Below are 17,285 nucleotides of genomic sequence, written 5' to 3'. Positions count from 1 at the left end.
AGTAAAAAATCCATAAAAGGACTATCCATGAATAACATTCAGATTAAAAGCCCGCTCAAAACCTTAATGACTATAACCAGTATTAGCGTTCTTTCTCTTAGTTATGCATACGCTGAGGTCACTTTAGACGTTGATGACAATATTAAGGTAACGGCAATTAATGGTAATGAGATTAATCAAAGTGCATTTCAACCTTTAAGAAAGCAGTTTAAGTTACAGCCAGGCAGACATGTTATCACTGCAAAATATGATCGATTATATGACTTGCAAGGTGACAATCACGATTATTTACGATCTGGTAATGTCACGGTTAGCGCAGATATGCAAGATAACCAGACTTATCGATTAGCCATGCCCGGTCAGCCTGAAGACTATGAGAAAGCACGTGATTATGCTAAAACACCGACTCTAGCGGTAATGCATGGTTCAACAACAATTGCCAAAGTTAAAGGTACCACAGGTAATAGTAGTATTTTTTCAGGACTTGCCGGAATCATTGGTGTCGGTGATTCTGCTCAAGCCTCTAATCAGAGAACGATTGCAGCCATTAATTCGCAGCCAGCTACTCAATCTGTTCCTTTAAGTGATAATGCAAGTACTTTAGACAAGTTTATGAAGCTTTGGTTGCAGGCAACACCTGATGAACGGGAAAAAATTCGTTTGTGGGTTGATAAATAAATGTTTGGTAAATAAGCCGAACGTAAATGTGCTTCGCTAAGTTAGGTATAGTCAGCGAAGTTAAAAATAGTCACAGAGCCAAAGGAAATAAAAGAATAAAGTATCGATGCAGTCTATCCTCCAATCTTTGCGTTTACGTTTGACCCAAGCCCAGACCTGTTCAATAGGGTTTAGGTCTGGACTATATGGTGGTAACCATAAAATGGTATGTCCTGCATTTTCGATTAGCTCTTGTATATCTTGTCTTTTATGAAAAGTTGCATTGTCCATTACAATAACACTTTCATTAGGCAATTGAGGCAGTAATAACTGCATTACCCAACTATGAAACACATCACTATTAATACTACTGTCGTAAAGTCCGACACTGAACAGTACGTTGTTGTAGATAGCTCCAATAGCATTCGTCTGATTCTTTAGTTGCCAATTGTACTCACCTAAGCATGGTTGACCTTTGTACGAGTAGCCATGAGGTCTGTTGTCATGAGCCTTAAACCCACTTTCGTCTAAATAGATAATAGGTCTACCGTCACTTTCAAATTGCCACAATTGTTCAAGAAATATCTGTCTTCTTGCCTCGTCAGCCTTCGGATGGTGTAGTGTCTTTTTTTTGAGTGATACCTAAACGCTTTAAGGCAGTTGCTATACCTCTGTCGCTACAATTAAAGCGTCTTGCTCGCTCATAATGGTAGTCATCAGGATGTGCTTTAACGTCAGCGATAAGTGCCTCGTTGTCTATTTTCGCTGGTGCTCGTTGGTATTTCTTTGGTTCAGGGTTTTTCCTCCAGCGTTGAATAGTAGTGGCACTGATCTGATATTCTTCAACAAGCTCTCGGTAGCTGTAGCCTGCTTCTAGGTTGTCTAGTATCATTTGTCTGTAATCTTTGGAGTATGCCATAGACTTTAGTGTAACCCTTTTTCGATTCGCTGACTATAGTTTTGTTTTTGATACGCTGAAAATAAAAAGCCCCGCCAAATATTGACGGGGCTTTTTATTTTTACATTATTTACTGCAATATGGTAAAGATTAACCTAAAAATGCATTATACATCCAGATTAGTTTTTCTTGTTCTTGAGCGTAGTCATCAACTAAATCAGCTGTTCCTTGATCATCTGCATTACCTGCCAACTCAGAAACTTGTCGCTGTTCTAAAATAAGCTCTTTAAGTCCTTTAACCACGCCTTCAACACATGTGCGGCCATCGAACACATTTTTGTCCTCAGAGATATTAGCATGCTCAGCAAAGTCGCTATAGGCATGAAATGGTGTGCCTCCTAGCGTTAAGATACGCTCTGCAATTTCATCAATTTGAACTTGTAAGCTTGTATACAATTCTTCAAATTTTGCATGTAGTGAGAAAAAGTGCTCACCTTTTACATTCCAGTGATAACCACGCACATTAATGTAAAAAATATGATACGAAGACAGTAGTTTATTAAGCTTAGTAATTACTTCTGACATATCTGATTTTTCAAGACCGATTTGATTAGTACTCATAATAATTATCCTTATTTAGTAAAAGAAGTAGATAGGGATTTAATCTCTTTGAGATCAATCCCTATTAGCGATTATTATAATAACAATTAAAAAGCGATTAGTTTAATGAATCATACTGAAAACTATCATTTATTATATTTAACTATTGATAACTTATATTGTTTCTTAAAATTAAGTGGTTTAACTATAATTCGATTACAATGCCTATTAATACATATTAATGACTAATATTCAATGAAATAAATATGAGGCAATAAAAAAAGCGGCATAGACTTTTTCTATACCGCGCCGTAGTGAAATATTATATTTAAGAGAAGTAATGAAACAAGTTGTACTTCATCGGTCATTACGCAATTATTGAGCAATAGAATCAGGTCGAATACCCTGAATTGGAACGACTTCTTTTAAATGTGTACGTATGGTTTCAATCGGGAATTTACGTTGCTCAAGGCGTTTAGGAATGATTTGGCTGCCTTTTTGACCTTGAATCTCAAACATCATGAAAATGAAGTCATCGGTTTCATCCCAGCTTTTTATTGCAGACCAAGGAATGGTTGCTTGTTGAGTATTGGCCGAGCGCATTTGCATGCCTCGCATTGCTTTTGACACATTAGGTTGTACACCCGCGTTAGGAGCAGGCATACTCATAATTAACCCATGTTTTTGTACACCGAGTTTCATATCGCGCATTTCGGTAGGCATTTCTTGGTCGGCAATTTGTTTTTCGAATTCCCTTTTAATATACCACTGCATACCAAGGGTTCGTATCAACAGATAAATCACAACTAAAGCAAGCATAAGCCAGAATATAATGGTGGAATAGCCTTTTACAAAGATAAGCCCTGCAATAGCAGCAATGACGGTAACCGCCATGATAGCCCATTCTTTAGTTTTGATAGACTTTAATGAAAATCCGGGGTTGGTTTGTTCAAACAACTCGTATTGGGCTTGATGAAATTCATCTTCAGAAATATTTAGCTCAACTGGTTGCAGGGTGTAAGGGTACAATGCCATAAGAATGCTCAATGTGGTTATAAATGTATCAATAGTCAGCGAGTATCTTACCGAAAAGCGTCGTAAATTGGAACGGTTACTATGCTATGCGGGTAACATTAGTCATTATTTGGCTAAATCACAATAAAATACGGTCTCGTCGTCGATAGGGCGTGGTGAAAAAACACTGAGCTTGGTATCATAGCACCTATTATTTTATCGTATATTTTATATTATCGTTACATATTATCGTCAAAGGATAGGTGCATGATCAATCCAAAGTTATTACGTCAAGATCTAGCAGTGCTTAAAAGTAAATTAGCCACTCGTGGGTATGAGCTGGATATTGATTTTTGGCAACAGTTAGAAACAGAGCGCAAGTCTTTGCAAGTAACCACTGAAGACTTGCAGGCTAAACGTAATGCTGGTGCGAAACAAATAGGGCAATTGAAGAAAAATGGAGAAGATGCGAGTGAGTTACTTGCTCAGATGCAAACTATCAGTAGCGATATTAAAGAAGCTGAAGAAGCGTTAAAGGCATTGCAAGATAAAATTAACACTGCGGCTTTGCAAATACCTAATTTGCCAGCAGATGATGTGCCCATTGGCGAATCAGAAGATGATAATGTAGAAGTGCGTAAATGGGGAGTCCCGCGTCAGTTTGATTTTGCTATAAAGGATCATACCGATATTGGCGAAGGTCTGCATATGCTCGACTTTGCGAATGCTGCAAAATTAACAGGTAGCCGCTTTAACGTCTTGACTGGCCAATTAGCACAGCTGCACAGAGCCCTCATTCAATTCATGTTAAACACGCATACCGTTAAATACGGCTACACCGAATGTTATGTACCTTATATAGTGAATTCTGATAGCTTAAGAGGTACAGGGCAGTTGCCTAAGTTTGAAGATGATTTATTTAAGCTAACCAATCACACTAACAATGATGATATGGGATTTTATTTAATCCCTACTGCTGAAGTCCCCATGACCAACTTAGTGCGCGATGAGATGCTGGAAACTAAAGATCTACCCATTAAGATGACTGCGCATACGCCTTGTTTTCGTAGTGAAGCAGGATCTCATGGACGAGATACACGTGGTCTCATCCGTCAGCATCAGTTTGAAAAAGTAGAGATGGTTAATATTGCTAGATCGTCAGAATCAGATGAGCTGCTTGAAGAAATGACAGGTCAAGCTGAGTATATTTTGCAGCAATTAGATTTGCCCTACCGTGTGGTTAAACTGTGTACAGGGGATATGGGATTTAGTGCAATGCGTACTTATGATATTGAGGTATGGTTGCCAAGTCAGGATACATATCGTGAAATTTCCAGCTGTTCTAACTGTGGCGACTTCCAAGCTCGGCGTATGGGGACACGGGTAAAAGATGGCAAAAAGACTGAACTGGTTCATACTCTAAATGGCTCAGGCTTAGCAGTTGGTCGTACCTTACTGGCAATTATGGAAAATCATCAAAATGAGGATGGGTCGATTACTATCCCTGAAGTATTGCGTCCGTTCATGGGTAATAAGGATAAGATTACCGTTTAGATTGCTACTGATTTTAGAGTGTTACTGATTTTAGAGAGCTACTTATTTTAAGTAGGCACAATAAATACATTTACCTGTGTACCTAAATTTATTACGTTTAAATTGTTTTAATTATATATATTTCATTTGTTATTAACCCATAATCATTAAATATCTAGGATAATTTATGTCAACTCCATTAGCGGAACGCAAACTAGCCAATGCCATTCGAGTTCTTTCTTTTGATGCCGTGCAAAAAGCAAATTCTGGTCATCCAGGCGCACCTATGGGTATGGCAGAAATCGCTGAGGTGGTGTGGCGCAAATTTTTAAGACATAATCCAGCAAATCCAAATTGGCACAACCGTGACCGTTTTGTGTTGTCTAATGGACATGGTTCAATGCTTATCTACTCCCTGTTGCATCTAACAGGCTACGATCTAAGCATTGAAGACTTAAAAAACTTCCGTCAGTTACATTCTAAAACCCCAGGCCATCCAGAATATGGCTATACCCCAGGTGTAGAAACCACCACTGGCCCTTTAGGACAGGGTATTGCGAATGCGGTTGGTTTTGCAATTGCAGAAAAGACCCTAGCTGCACTGTTTAATCGTGAGGGTCATAAAATTATTGACCACAACACCTTTGCCTTTTTAGGCGATGGTTGTTTAATGGAAGGCATTAGTCATGAGGTTTGCTCATTAGCAGGAACATTAGGGCTTGGTAAGCTTGTATTTTATTATGATGACAACGGCATCTCAATTGATGGTAATGTTGAAGGTTGGTTTACAGACGACACGCAAAAACGTTTTGAGGCATATGGCTGGCAAGTCATTAAAGTAGATGGCCATGATACCGATGCCATTACAAAAGCGACTGAAGATGCTTTGGCAGAAACAGCTAAACCTAGTTTGATTATTTGTAAAACAACCATCGGCTTGGGTAGTCCTAATAAAGCAGGTAAATCATCAAGCCATGGTGCACCATTGGGTGAGGATGAAATTAAACTCACACGTGATGCACTCGCTTGGACGCATGCCCCATTTGAGCTAAATGATGAAATTTATGATGCATGGGATGCGCAGCCAAAAGGTTATGCGCTTGAGAAAAACTGGGATGCTGAGTTTGACGCCTATAAGAAAGCTTATCCTGACTTGGCTGCTGAATTAATACGTCGCCTAAATGGTCAGTTACCTGTTGACTTTGCAGCAAAAGCACAAGAGTATATCCAACAGTGCCAAGATGAAAGAGAAGACGTTGCGAGCCGTAAAGCTAGTTTTAATGCTATCAATACGTTCCAGCCCATGTTGCCAGAGCTATTAGGCGGTTCGGCAGACTTAGCAGGCTCAAATTTAACCCTATTCAAAGGCGCAAAAGGTATCGAGACTGACGCTGATGGCAACTATATCTATTATGGGGTGCGCGAATTTGGTATGACTGCCATTGCTAATGGTATCGCCTTGCATGGTGGGTTTATACCCTACGTAGCGACATTCCTTATGTTTATGGAATATGCTCGCAATGCTGTGCGTATGGGCGCCTTGATGAAGCAGCGTGTGATTCATGTGTACACCCATGACTCTATCGGCCTAGGTGAAGATGGCCCAACCCATCAACCTGTTGAGCAATTAACGAGCTTACGTACCACGCCGAATATGCACACTTGGCGACCTTGTGACGCTACTGAATCAGCGACTGCTTGGGTAGAAGCCTTAAAAGCTGACAGCACACCATCTGCGCTTATCTTTAGCCGTCAAACCCTACCACATCAGCAACGTGATACCGAGCAAGTGTCTAATATCGCAAAAGGAGGCTATATACTCGCTAAAGAACAGAGCGAACTACAAGCCATTATCATTGCAACGGGCTCAGAGGTTGGCTTAGCGATGGACGCTTATCAAACGTTAAGCGGGCAGGGCATTGGTGTCCGTGTTGTGTCAATGCCATGCGCTGAGGTGTTTACTGCTCAAAGCGCTGACTATCGTGAATCTGTATTGCCTGCTAATATCTTAGCGCGAGTTGCTGTTGAAGCGGCACATGTAGACTACTGGTATAAGTTTGTTGGTTTAGATGGTAGGGTTATTGGCATGACCACCTATGGAGAATCTGCACCAGCTGGCGAGCTTTATAAAGAGTTTGGTATCACGGCTGATGCGGTAGTTGAAGCGGTAACAGATTTGGTTAAATAAACTGATTCAACTAAAGCATAAGTTAAAAAAGAGTTGTTGGAGCAATCTAGCAACTCTTTTTTTATGGTAGGGGTAAAGCGAATATACAACTTTTATGACTATTAAATTTAAGATTGTCGCATTTAACATGACTACCTTTAAGACATTTACTTTTTGGAATGTTACTCTCAGGATTGCAGTTAAGAGTTAAGAGTTAAGAGTTAAGAGTTAAGAGTTAAGAGTTAAGAGTTAAGAGTTAAGAGTTAAGAGTTAAGATGTTTCAAATTCATCTGGATAATGCTAAATAATAAATTATGATTGTCTAGTTAAGTTTAAGGTTAAAAAGCTCCAGCAGGTAAGAAATACTACTTCATTAAAGACAGTATTATGAGGCAGATTAAGTGATGACGTGTTTTCAAATAGCGTGTATCACATTACTTGTATCACATAGCTCGGAATAAACAATAAAACGTTTACCTTCGGGTATCTCTAATGAAAAGCTAGCGCCGCGACCCTCTACCACGTCAATGGTTAAATCAGTATGTTGCCAAAGCTTGTGCTGTGCGGCACCCATATAAAATGGACAACCTCCAATCTTGCCAATAAGCACATCTTGGTCGCCAACTTTAAATTCGCCTAAGGTAAAGCACATGGGCGAACTCCCATCGCAACATCCACCAGATAAATGGAACATTAAGTCGCCATGTTTAGATTTTAGGTATGAAATAAGCTCAAGGCACGCATCGGTTGCTTTAACTTGCATGTTACTGTTTCCTATTGGTTTAGTCGGTTAGTTTTATTACAAATATCTATAAAAAAATGCAATCTACCGTGCGATAGATTGCATTATGATCCTATGTTATAAGTTACTTTTTTAGTATCTCATTTAGGTATATTACATAAGCTTAAAAGAATCCCATCGCATTTTTGCCATATGACACCAGCATATTTTTAGTCTGCTGGTAATGTTCTAACATCATCAAATGGTTTTCTCGGCCGATACCAGATTGTTTGTATCCGCCAAATGCAGCATGAGCAGGGTAGAGATGATAGCAGTTTGTCCATACACGGCCAGCTTGTATGCCCCGACCAAATCGATATGCTTTATGCACATCACGTGTCCAGATACCAGCGCCTAAGCCATATAATGTGTCATTGGCGATAGTCATGGCTTCATCATCATCTTTAAACTTGGTCACACAAAGGACAGGGCCAAAAATTTCTTCTTGGAATATGCGCATGTCATTAGTACCTTCAAAGACAGTAGGCTGAATATAATATCCACCTTCAAGATCCCCTACACCTTTACGTGCTTCTCCACCCGCTAATACTTTTGCACCTTCTTTTTTGCCAATATCAAGATAGGAAGTAATTTTTGCAAATTGGTCTGAGCTAGCCTGAGCACCAATCATAGTGTCTGTATCGAGTGGATTACCCATTTTAATAGCATTGACGCGCTCAATACAACGTTTGATAAATTCGTCATAAATGCTTTCATGCACTAAAGCTCGTGAAGGACAGGTACATACTTCACCTTGGTTAAGTGCAAACATTACGAAACCTTCAATGGCCTTATCTAAAAACTCATCGTCCTGAGCCATCACATCAGCAAAGAAGATATTTGGACTCTTACCACCAAGCTCTAAGGTAACTGGAATGATATTTTCACTTGCATATTGCATGATCAATCGGCCAGTAGTGGTCTCACCAGTAAACGCCACTTTATTAATGCGTGGATTTGAAGCGAGTGGTTTACCTGCTTCAACGCCAAAGCCATTAACAACATTTATAACGCCTTTTGGCAGTATTTCTGCAATATTTATAGTCTCAAATAAATATAAAATAGAAGCTGGTGTTTGCTCAGCTGGCTTGAGGATAACACAGTTACCGGCAGCCAGAGCAGGGGCAATTTTCCAAATTGCCATGAGAATAGGGAAGTTCCAAGGGATAATCTGACCGACAACACCTAGCGGCTCATGAAAGTGATAAGCCACTGTGTCATCGTCAATTTGACTAATACCACCTTCTTGAGCGCGTATAGCACTGGCAAAGTAGCGGATTTGATCTATCGCGAGCGGAATATCAGCCATTAAGGTTTCACGTACAGGTTTGCCGTTCTCGTAACATTCTGCTATAGCAATGTTTTCAAGGTTGGCTTCCATTTTATCTGCTATTTTAAGTAGGAGATTAGCGCGTTCAGTTACACTTGTTTTTGCCCACGCCTCTTTAGCAGCATGAGCAGCATCTAATGCTTTTTCAATATCATCGCTAGTTGAACGAGCTACTTTACAAATAACTTTTCCATCAACTGGGCTGGTGTTTTCAAAATACTCCCCATTGGTTGGTGCAACCCACTCGCCATTGATAAAGTTATCGTATTTTTCTCGAAATTTGACTGGGCTACTTTCTGTATTAGGGAATTGGTATAGCATGTGAGACACTCCTTGTTTATGCTCATTGATAGAATTCAATAAAGCCGCAAAAATCCTTTGCGTGCAGGTCAATCGTACTCACATTTAACCGATACTTAAAGTTCCATTTTGTTGGGGATATCAGACAATGCATAATAAATAGTTATACATAATATAACTTTAAGTATTAGTTGTAGACAATGTTAGTTTTGCAGAGATTTTGAGTGCTATATTAAAAGAGTATTGATTGATAAAATACTTCAAAATTATCTAAATAAGCTAGAAGGCATATGATTAAATACATAAAGATTATTTAATTGTATAAAAAACAAAATATAGATGTTAAGTTGCATTTGTAAATAGGGTTAATAATCCCAGCTACAATGGTTACTAAACGTTTAAATAAGCAAAGAATGTTGGATTTACTGATATCCTATACATCAATGATAAATTGCCATTCACTGAGTTTATTTACCCCAAATCTTTTTGTACTTAGCCATTAAATCCTCTTCATTTTCAACCCGGTCCTCATCCTTAATAATGCAGTCAATCGGGCATACTTTGTCACAAGTAGGTTCATCATAAAAACCGATGCACTCGGTACATAAGTCTGGATCGATGACATAGGTTTTTTGTCCCTTTTGATCATAACTAATAGCATCATTTGGACACTCGGGTTCACAGATGTCACAATTGATGCAGTCTGAGGTAATTTTTAATGCCATGTTATCCTTCTTATTACTTCTTTATAGGAGTAGGAGGCTTAAAATAATAATGGTCTAAAACAATTGGGCTCGAGATAGTGACCCAAATTTTGCTGTTATTGAAGACCCATAACATATCAATTACTGTCAATGAGGATGCGCCCTAATACTCATGTAACAGCCAGCCGCTTACAAATGCAAAATACTCTCTAAACCACGCATTATATCTTATGGATAGAGGAGTGGGGCTGGCTACCATAACCGGTTGTTCAAAGCCTTGATGTTTGGCAATGGCTTTAGAACGAATGATATGAAAGTCGCTAGTGACTATGGCAATAGGGTCACATAAGCTAATGCTGTGATTATTTAATAAGGGGACGCTGAAAGAAAAATTTTCTTCAGTGCTGGTGCTATTCCCTTCAACGACCACTTTAGATAGGGGTATATTATGAGCTTTATGTAAGTAATTTGCCATTATTTGCCCTGAGCTCAAGTGATCCTCAAAACCTTTACCACCACTGGTAATTACCAATGCTTTTGGCTGGTTTTTTATGACTGACACTGCGGTATCTAAACGCATAGCAAGAAGGGGCGAAGGTTTATTATCTTTAGTGCCAGCACCTAATACCATAATAGCGTCAACGTTAGGGATTACATGCTGTGATTGCTTAATCTGTTGTTGCAGTGAGAAAGCAAAAATTATAAAACTGATAAACCATAGGACAAAAACAGTCCAAGACCCGTACCAAATCCAGTTAAGCCAGTCATTACTTGAAAACAGCTGACGCACTCTTTGCCATAATAAGCCATGGGCGACAAAAGCCACACCGATCAAAAAGGGAGCAACTGTTCCGAAATTAATACTGCCACCGGATATTAATATCACGCAGTCAACAATCAGTATGAAACCGACAACTGCCAATGTAAGACGACATAATGTCAGTATCTTGATCATAAGTTAAGGTGGGTTATGTGAAGATCGGTTTTTTAACATTTTTCATAATTAAGGCAAGCTTCAGCATATCATCATCAATGTCTTTAAATGGGTTGTTTATTAATGCAAACCAACCAGAACCAAGAGCCGCTTCAATTGGGTTACCTTTTTTATCCCACATTTGCTCTAATTCATAGGTCAAATTTCCCACTGGGGTCATGATTTCAACGGTATCGCCCACCTCTACTTTGTTTTTGATTTCCAGTAAAAGTTTGCCATCAGTAATGTCCATCACTTCGGCAACAAATTGTTGATGATCAGTTTTTGATGAGCCGTACTCATAATTCTGGTAGTCACTATGCACATGACGACGTAAAAAACCTTCGGTATAACCACGGTTTGCAAGGCCATCTAACGCACTAATTAAAGACTCATCAAAAGGTTTACCGGCAACGGCATCATCGATGGCTTGACGATATACTTGAGCGGTACGAGCCACATAATAATGTGATTTGGTACGGCCCTCGATTTTAAGTGAATGGACGCCAAGTTTGGTTAATTCAGGTACCAACTCTACTGCTCGTAAATCTTTAGAGTTCATGATGTAAGTACCATGCTCATCTTCATACATGGCCATCAGTTCACCAGGACGGCTGGCTTCTTCTAATAACACGACTTCATCGCTGGGAGCTTGAACGTAGTTATCGCCCATGACTTCATCGCCATTTAAGTTAACCGTGTCGATTTTTGTATCATTTGAGGATTCATTTTGATTATCGAGCTGGTTTTCAAGCGACTTCGGATCAAAGGTTTCAGGCGCTTTGATAGGAACAATATCACCCGCTTCATTTTCTTCCGCTTTATAGGTAGTGTATTTCCATCGGCAAGCATTGGTGCAAGTACCTTGGTTGGCATCACGTTTATTAATATAACCGGATAGCAAGCATCGTCCTGAATATGCCATACATAATGCGCCATGTACGAATACTTCAATTTGCATCTCTGGTACTTCTTCAATGATTTGACCAATCTCTTTAATAGACAATTCACGAGATAAAATAACTCGGCTAACACCCATTTGGTGCCAGAATTTGACCGTCGCCCAGTTGACGGCGTTGGCTTGGACTGATAAATGAATCTCAACATCAGGAAAAGCCTCACGCACCATCATAATCATGCCAGCGTCAGACATAATAAGGGCATCTGGATTCATTTCGACCACAGGACGAATATCTTCAATAAAGGTTTTAAGTTTGGCGTTATGGGCTTGGATGTTAACCACCACATAAAACTTTTTACCTAAGCGGTGTGCGTATTCAATACCACGGCGTAAATTATCTTCATCAAAATCATTATTGCGCACTCTTAAACTATAGCGGGCTTGTCCTGCATATACAGCATCTGCACCGTAAGCAAAAGCATACTGCATATTTCTAAAAGTACCAGCTGGGCACAATAACTCAGGTACATGGATTGAAGATGATGAAGGTTTGGGTTGACTCATGAACGTGTCTGCCTATTATTTAGACTAAATTAAAGATTTAAAAGGTTGCAACTTAATGTATTAAAAGTTGGCTGCTAAGCGTAGCTGTCTATAAATACGGCTATTATAAAGGAAGTTACCCAGTCATGAAATAAACCCAACGAAATTAGTCGGATTTATTTTGATGCAGATTTTTTGGTTCTTCGTAATATCAAGGTTCTTCATGTCGTAAGTTAAGTAACGTATAAGCAGTGGCTGTTTTGAACACAGCCACCCTTTAACTAACTATTTTATAGAAGAGGATGGATTCTGTTAATTTGAAGCTGTAAGCCATTCTAAAACTAGTAGATTTAACTACTATGTAAAAATAAATATTATGTAAAAGTAAAATTTACAAAAAAATAGACATCTCAATAGTCAATTCTGGAGAGCTATAACATAATTTCACATAATCCTACTACTTTAATGTTGAACATTTTTTATCAATAACATTTAATCTAATAGCAAGACATTTTTAATATTAGTTTAATTAGAAGTTCTAAATGACACATTCTAACAGTTATTAAAATCAACTATTATAATCAACCAGTAATTAAGGGGTTACATATGCCTAATAATCAGTCATTAAATAATAAAGATGAGAAAATTCTAAATCGTCGTGACGATGTTAACTTTAAAGAGCATGATATTGACGATGTGCCTTCTGTAGATAGATCAGGCAATAATAAAGAAGCAAGTGAGCAGTCTCCTGACGACCGAAAATATAAGCCAGATATAGATGGGCCTCAACAAGACTCACAAGAGACAGATGACGTTTATGTCGATCCTCGTGCTAATAAAGATTTACCACCAGCAGGTAAAAGAGTTGATGAACTGAGTGCTTTTGATTTAAGCAAAGAGTCGAATAAGTAAGACATTTAAAGCAGCTATATTGACTGACTGCCTAAGTAAGTAATAAGCCTACTTAGGCAGTCTCTCTATGTTATTTATATATGAAAACCATACCTATTTACTAACTTTGTTTTTCATAATGTGATTGGAAAAAATTATGAATAAGCATAATCGCTCAAAAAATAGCGCTCTAAAAAACAACCCTGTCAAAAAGATAGCAAGGCACGATTATGAGGCATTAGCAAAAGATGCCAACCTACGCTATGTAAGTGATGAAGAGCCAGGCTATAGCAGAGTTAAGTGGGGTAAGGGGTTTTCATATAAAGACCCTGAAGGGAAAACTGTAAAAAGTAAAAAGTTACGTCATCGTTTTAAGGCACTTGTCATACCCCCTATGTGGTCTGATGTTTGGATATGTCAATATATTGATGGGCATCTACAGTGTACTGGAAGAGATGAAAGAGGACGTAAGCAGTATCTATATCATGAGCGATGGAACAAGGTTCGCGATCAAGCCAAATACGATTCAGTAATAGGATTTGGTGAAGTTCTACCTGCTCTGAGAGAACAAGTAGAAAAAGATTTAAGCTCGAAGGAGCTTAGCCGAGCTAACGTGATTGCCGCTGTCATCAAATTGCTCGAAACAACACTAATTAGGATTGGCAATAGTCGTTATGCTAAGGATAACAAAAGTTATGGCTTGAGCACATTACGCAGTCGGCACGTTAGTCAAACGGAAGAGGGTCTTGCTTTCGATTTTGTCGGTAAAAGCGCTAAAGAGCACCATGTGGAATTTCAGGATAAACGTATAGTCGACATTGTTCGTGCATGTTCTGAATTGCCAGGTTATCGAATATTTAAATATATAGACAACAATGGTCATAAACAATTGGTTGAAAGTCAGGATATTAATGACTACTTAAGAGCGCACACGGACATGGAATATAGTGCTAAAGACTTTAGGACTTGGATGGCATCAGTCCTTGCCGCTAAGTACTTATTCGAAAACTCAGATGATAGCACTAAAAATTGCGACGCAAACAGCGCTGAAAATAAGCAGATGCGTGAGCAGTGTATCGTTGATATGGTTAAGTATGTCGCCCAACAACTTGGTAATACCCCTTCAGTTTGTCGGGCATCCTACATACATCCTAAGATTATTGAACACTTTTTAAATGGTCAGTTTATGACTCTATATAAGCAGGGTAGACGGGGCCGTACTCGGCGCTACCAACAGGTTGAAGAAAAGGCGTTGCTTATGTTCCTTAAAAATCAATAAGCAACACTTTGGTCAAATGAGTTATTTATAATAAATATTTTGCGCCTCAAAAATTAAGCTTTACATAAGCAACCGCTAATTTAGATAGCAACCGCTAATTTAGATTTTGATTGCATTCATAAGTCGCATTCATAGATAGTGTATTTAGCAAATTTCTGCTTAATGCCGCTTATATATTGTCTGTATATTTAATTCAGTTCTCATGAACTTAAGGACAATATTCTAGTTGTCCTAAGTAATTGACCTAATATCGCTATTTAAAGACTTCTGAATTATCGACAAATGTATGCAAATATTACTAAGTTGCGATAAGTAACAATATCAGGATATTACTGGAATTTGCTTACATCTGATAACGTAAGATTACCCGAGTTGACATTTTGATACCGAGTAACTATACGATTATTTATTTAGGCTTGCTACTGTATATATCAAGTTGTTAGACATATTGGCTATGAAGTTTTAGCGATACGACGATAACTTTTATTTGTTTAAATCTAAAATTTAGTCGTCTCTTTAAACTTGTAGCTCAATAACATCTGATATTTATATTTAATAACATTCAGATAGTTTAATTGACTTATGTCTCACTTCAGCAAATTTGAGGCACCATAGTTCATAACGGCGGATGTCGATTTTGAGGCACAGACTTGATATTACATTCGTTTCATTTATTAAAATAAAAATATCTAACCCGATTAATAATAAGGAAAAATTATGAGTGATTTAATTCGTTTAAAAGACATTCAAGATACCCAACGTGAGCTTATTGGTGACGATTACTATGATCCAACTGGAAAAACTGCCTTTGCAACAGGTAATGAAAAAGTTGGTAAGGTAGAGGGCGCATTAGTAGAAAGCGTTTCTGGTCTAATTCGTTATTTGATTGTGGACGTAGGAGGTTGGTTCAATACCAAACAAGTGTTGATACCTGCAGGTTTGGCTCGTATTGTGGGCGACGATATCTATTTTGATAGCTTAACTAAAGATCAAGTCGATGCAATGGAAGAGTATGACAACGATTACAGGTACACTTTTGATGAGCAATATGATAAAGATCGTGCTTTATTTGCTTCTGAAACTCTTCCTGAGAATCAGCGTTTACAGGTTAATGACGATTTTTACAAAGCCCCTTCAACACTTGAATTACTTGAAGAGCGCTTAACTGTTAATAAAGACCGTATAGTCGCCGGGTTAGTAAGTGTAGGGAAGCATGTGGTTACTGAAGATCGCAAAGTTGATGTTGAGCTTGAAGAAGAGCATGCTCATATTGAACGTACCAATGTTGACCGCCGTGTTGACCGTAAAATTGGTGACGACCTAGGTGCTGACACGATTGAAGTTGAGCTAGAAGCGGAAAGAGCGCGTGTTGGTAAAGAGACTTATGTTACTGAAGAAGTGCGCGTAGGTAAGACTACTGAAGTCCATACCGAAACCGTTCATGAGACTATCAAACGCGAAGAGTTAGATGTTGATGGCGATGGCAATATTATTAACCGTGAAGGTCAAGTAATAAATCCAGAAGGGATTACTGCTGACGATGTACGCGCAGTACGTGGTAGATAACTTTTAATTTAATGACTGGTAATTTAACAACTAGTAATTTAATGACTGGTTGCTAATGTGAGCTTATTTATCTGGTTGACACCAAAGTTATTTAATAAAGTTATCTAATAAAAAGTTATTTAATAATAAATAATAAGTGGTGTAATAATAAGTCATTTATTAGTCAGTTATTTAGAATCAGTTATCTAGAAGAAGTTATTTATTATCTGCTTTTCTTATATCAGGAGCCAGAGTTTTCTCTGGCTTTTTTCGTGAAATTATTATGATAAATATATATAAATCTTTAGAGAGCATTACTAATTTACAGCATTAATAATTTACAGCGCTACTAATGTTACAGTACTGCATTAATCTATACTATTTAATAGTAATAAGGATATAGACTATGAAAGAGGACAATAACATCCTTAATGACAATAGTTCAGGAAAAATTGAGTTATTAGAAGAAAGGGCTATCGTTAGTAAGGACCAGCATCCGACATCAAGAGTTATTGTGAGTAAGCAACTAAGAACAAAGACCGTCAATGTCCCAGTTGAACTGACTGAGGAAGTCCTAATTATCGACGCTAAATATCAAGATCAAGACGTTAAAAACTATTTAGATAAGAGTGGCGATAACAACGATATAATAACTTATTTAGAACCAATGCTATCTGTTAAACCCCAGCTGACGATTAATGGTAGCACTGTGTCTTTTGATAATGGTCCAATTGAAATTGTTTTGAGTCGCGAAACGGCTACCGTGCAAAAGCAAACGTATGCAGTTGAAGACGTTGCAATTTCAAAGAGCGTCCATACTCATAAGGAGACCATTAGTATTGACCTTAAATATGAAGAGTTAGACGTTACTGAGAATAATGCTTTAAAAGATGACGAGGTTAAAAGGTAATTAACATAAATGCTATAACGTAATTTAAATAATTGTTCATCAATTAATCTAACACGCTTATTATTTACATTTGCACTTATCACAAGTTATATATGGTAAATTTTATGGAGCAATAATAAGAGTGACGTACTTTTTTACTTATATTTATAACCTAATAAAACAGTTTTAATATTTGATTCGTTTAATATATTAAAGTAAGCGTCCAGCATTATTACCTTTAATACGGGTACGCTTAGTTAGATAATATCAGAATAATATT

16 protein-coding genes are annotated in these 17,285 nt (G+C 38.1%); 7 read left to right on the top strand and 9 right to left on the bottom strand.

Going from position 1 to position 17,285, the window contains the following annotated elements; genetic code table 11:
• Window positions 1–27: 27 nt before the first annotated feature.
• The gene (locus AC2SLN_RS05580; RefSeq protein WP_486549916.1) at window positions 28–678 is read left to right on the top strand and encodes a DUF2057 family protein; all 651 of its coding nucleotides are present in this window, start codon (window positions 28–30) and stop codon (window positions 676–678) included.
• A 60-nt stretch (window positions 679–738) separates the two neighbouring features.
• On the opposite strand, the gene AC2SLN_RS05575 is transcribed toward AC2SLN_RS05580, so the two are convergent.
• From AC2SLN_RS05575 to AC2SLN_RS05560, 4 genes are all read right to left on the bottom strand, one after another.
• Window positions 739–1,242, bottom strand: a complete 504-nt coding sequence (locus AC2SLN_RS05575; protein ID WP_486548567.1) for an IS630 family transposase — start codon at window positions 1,240–1,242, stop codon at window positions 739–741.
• 16 nt (window positions 1,243–1,258) lie between these two features.
• The gene (locus tag AC2SLN_RS05570) at window positions 1,259–1,576 is read right to left on the bottom strand and encodes an IS630 transposase-related protein (protein WP_486548337.1); all 318 of its coding nucleotides are present in this window, start codon (window positions 1,574–1,576) and stop codon (window positions 1,259–1,261) included.
• A 129-nt stretch (window positions 1,577–1,705) separates the two neighbouring features.
• Complete coding sequence (locus tag AC2SLN_RS05565; protein WP_486548566.1) at window positions 1,706–2,176, bottom strand: Dps family protein; 471 nt, start codon at window positions 2,174–2,176, stop codon at window positions 1,706–1,708.
• A 354-nt stretch (window positions 2,177–2,530) separates the two neighbouring features.
• Complete coding sequence (locus tag AC2SLN_RS05560; protein WP_486548565.1) at window positions 2,531–3,190, bottom strand: YcxB family protein; 660 nt, start codon at window positions 3,188–3,190, stop codon at window positions 2,531–2,533.
• Between the two features lie 246 nt (window positions 3,191–3,436).
• Between AC2SLN_RS05560 and serS the strand changes: the two genes are divergently transcribed.
• Together serS and tkt are read left to right on the top strand one after the other, a co-directional pair.
• A complete protein-coding gene (gene serS / locus AC2SLN_RS05555; RefSeq protein ID WP_486548564.1) occupies window positions 3,437–4,723 on the top strand; it encodes a serine--tRNA ligase in 1,287 nt (428 codons plus the stop codon).
• Window positions 4,724–4,889: 166 nt separating this feature from the next.
• Window positions 4,890–6,890, top strand: coding sequence for a transketolase (gene tkt, locus AC2SLN_RS05550; protein ID WP_486548563.1), 2,001 nt, complete (start codon window positions 4,890–4,892; stop codon window positions 6,888–6,890).
• 394 nt (window positions 6,891–7,284) lie between these two features.
• On the opposite strand, the gene AC2SLN_RS05545 is transcribed toward tkt, so the two are convergent.
• From AC2SLN_RS05545 to trhP, 5 genes are all read right to left on the bottom strand, one after another.
• A complete protein-coding gene (locus AC2SLN_RS05545; protein ID WP_486548562.1) occupies window positions 7,285–7,632 on the bottom strand; it encodes a DUF779 domain-containing protein in 348 nt (115 codons plus the stop codon).
• 142 nt (window positions 7,633–7,774) lie between these two features.
• Window positions 7,775–9,301 carry an acetaldehyde dehydrogenase ExaC gene (exaC, locus tag AC2SLN_RS05540; protein WP_486548561.1) on the bottom strand — a complete coding sequence of 509 codons (1,527 nt, stop codon included), beginning with the start codon at window positions 9,299–9,301 and terminating at the stop codon, window positions 7,775–7,777.
• A gap of 446 nt (window positions 9,302–9,747) precedes the next feature.
• Window positions 9,748–10,005 carry a YfhL family 4Fe-4S dicluster ferredoxin gene (locus AC2SLN_RS05535; RefSeq protein ID WP_486548560.1) on the bottom strand — a complete coding sequence of 86 codons (258 nt, stop codon included), beginning with the start codon at window positions 10,003–10,005 and terminating at the stop codon, window positions 9,748–9,750.
• Between the two features lie 142 nt (window positions 10,006–10,147).
• Complete coding sequence (locus AC2SLN_RS05530) at window positions 10,148–10,939, bottom strand: YdcF family protein (RefSeq protein ID WP_486548559.1); 792 nt, start codon at window positions 10,937–10,939, stop codon at window positions 10,148–10,150.
• Window positions 10,940–10,952: 13 nt separating this feature from the next.
• Window positions 10,953–12,422 carry a prephenate-dependent tRNA uridine(34) hydroxylase TrhP gene (gene trhP / locus AC2SLN_RS05525; protein WP_486548558.1) on the bottom strand — a complete coding sequence of 490 codons (1,470 nt, stop codon included), beginning with the start codon at window positions 12,420–12,422 and terminating at the stop codon, window positions 10,953–10,955.
• Between the two features lie 585 nt (window positions 12,423–13,007).
• On the opposite strand from trhP, the gene AC2SLN_RS05520 reads away from it, so the two are divergent.
• From AC2SLN_RS05520 to AC2SLN_RS05505, 4 genes are all read left to right on the top strand, one after another.
• Complete coding sequence (locus AC2SLN_RS05520) at window positions 13,008–13,313, top strand: hypothetical protein (protein ID WP_486548557.1); 306 nt, start codon at window positions 13,008–13,010, stop codon at window positions 13,311–13,313.
• Between the two features lie 136 nt (window positions 13,314–13,449).
• Window positions 13,450–14,571: a DNA topoisomerase IB gene (locus AC2SLN_RS05515; protein ID WP_486548556.1), complete on the top strand. Its 1,122-nt coding sequence runs from the start codon at window positions 13,450–13,452 to the stop codon at window positions 14,569–14,571.
• Window positions 14,572–15,288: 717 nt separating this feature from the next.
• A complete protein-coding gene (locus AC2SLN_RS05510; protein ID WP_486548555.1) occupies window positions 15,289–16,137 on the top strand; it encodes a DUF2382 domain-containing protein in 849 nt (282 codons plus the stop codon).
• A gap of 385 nt (window positions 16,138–16,522) precedes the next feature.
• The gene (locus AC2SLN_RS05505) at window positions 16,523–17,026 is read left to right on the top strand and encodes a YsnF/AvaK domain-containing protein (RefSeq protein ID WP_486548554.1); all 504 of its coding nucleotides are present in this window, start codon (window positions 16,523–16,525) and stop codon (window positions 17,024–17,026) included.
• Window positions 17,027–17,285: the final 259 nt, after the last annotated feature.

The sequence above is a fragment of the Psychrobacter sp. CX90 genome (assembly GCF_057396305.2).
Note: the sequence above shows the minus strand (reverse complement) of the source record. Positions and strands in the feature narration are given on the sequence as shown.

Bases quoted from the DNA above. Each gene is read 5' to 3' on its own strand.
- AC2SLN_RS05580 (WP_486549916.1), top strand. From the start codon at position 28: ATGAATAACATTCAGATTAAAAGCCCGCTCAAAACCTTAATGACTATA.
- AC2SLN_RS05570 (WP_486548337.1), bottom strand. From the start codon at position 1,576: ATGGCATACTCCAAAGATTACAGACAAATGATACTAGACAACCTAGAA.
- AC2SLN_RS05565 (WP_486548566.1), bottom strand. From the start codon at position 2,176: ATGAGTACTAATCAAATCGGTCTTGAAAAATCAGATATGTCAGAAGTA.
- AC2SLN_RS05560 (WP_486548565.1), bottom strand. From the start codon at position 3,190: ATGGCATTGTACCCTTACACCCTGCAACCAGTTGAGCTAAATATTTCT.
- serS (WP_486548564.1), top strand. From the start codon at position 3,437: ATGATCAATCCAAAGTTATTACGTCAAGATCTAGCAGTGCTTAAAAGT.
- tkt (WP_486548563.1), top strand. From the start codon at position 4,890: ATGTCAACTCCATTAGCGGAACGCAAACTAGCCAATGCCATTCGAGTT.
- AC2SLN_RS05545 (WP_486548562.1), bottom strand. From the start codon at position 7,632: ATGCAAGTTAAAGCAACCGATGCGTGCCTTGAGCTTATTTCATACCTA.
- exaC (WP_486548561.1), bottom strand. From the start codon at position 9,301: ATGCTATACCAATTCCCTAATACAGAAAGTAGCCCAGTCAAATTTCGA.
- AC2SLN_RS05535 (WP_486548560.1), bottom strand. From the start codon at position 10,005: ATGGCATTAAAAATTACCTCAGACTGCATCAATTGTGACATCTGTGAA.
- AC2SLN_RS05530 (WP_486548559.1), bottom strand. From the start codon at position 10,939: ATGATCAAGATACTGACATTATGTCGTCTTACATTGGCAGTTGTCGGT.
- trhP (WP_486548558.1), bottom strand. From the start codon at position 12,422: ATGAGTCAACCCAAACCTTCATCATCTTCAATCCATGTACCTGAGTTA.
- AC2SLN_RS05520 (WP_486548557.1), top strand. From the start codon at position 13,008: ATGCCTAATAATCAGTCATTAAATAATAAAGATGAGAAAATTCTAAAT.
- AC2SLN_RS05515 (WP_486548556.1), top strand. From the start codon at position 13,450: ATGAATAAGCATAATCGCTCAAAAAATAGCGCTCTAAAAAACAACCCT.
- AC2SLN_RS05510 (WP_486548555.1), top strand. From the start codon at position 15,289: ATGAGTGATTTAATTCGTTTAAAAGACATTCAAGATACCCAACGTGAG.
- AC2SLN_RS05505 (WP_486548554.1), top strand. From the start codon at position 16,523: ATGAAAGAGGACAATAACATCCTTAATGACAATAGTTCAGGAAAAATT.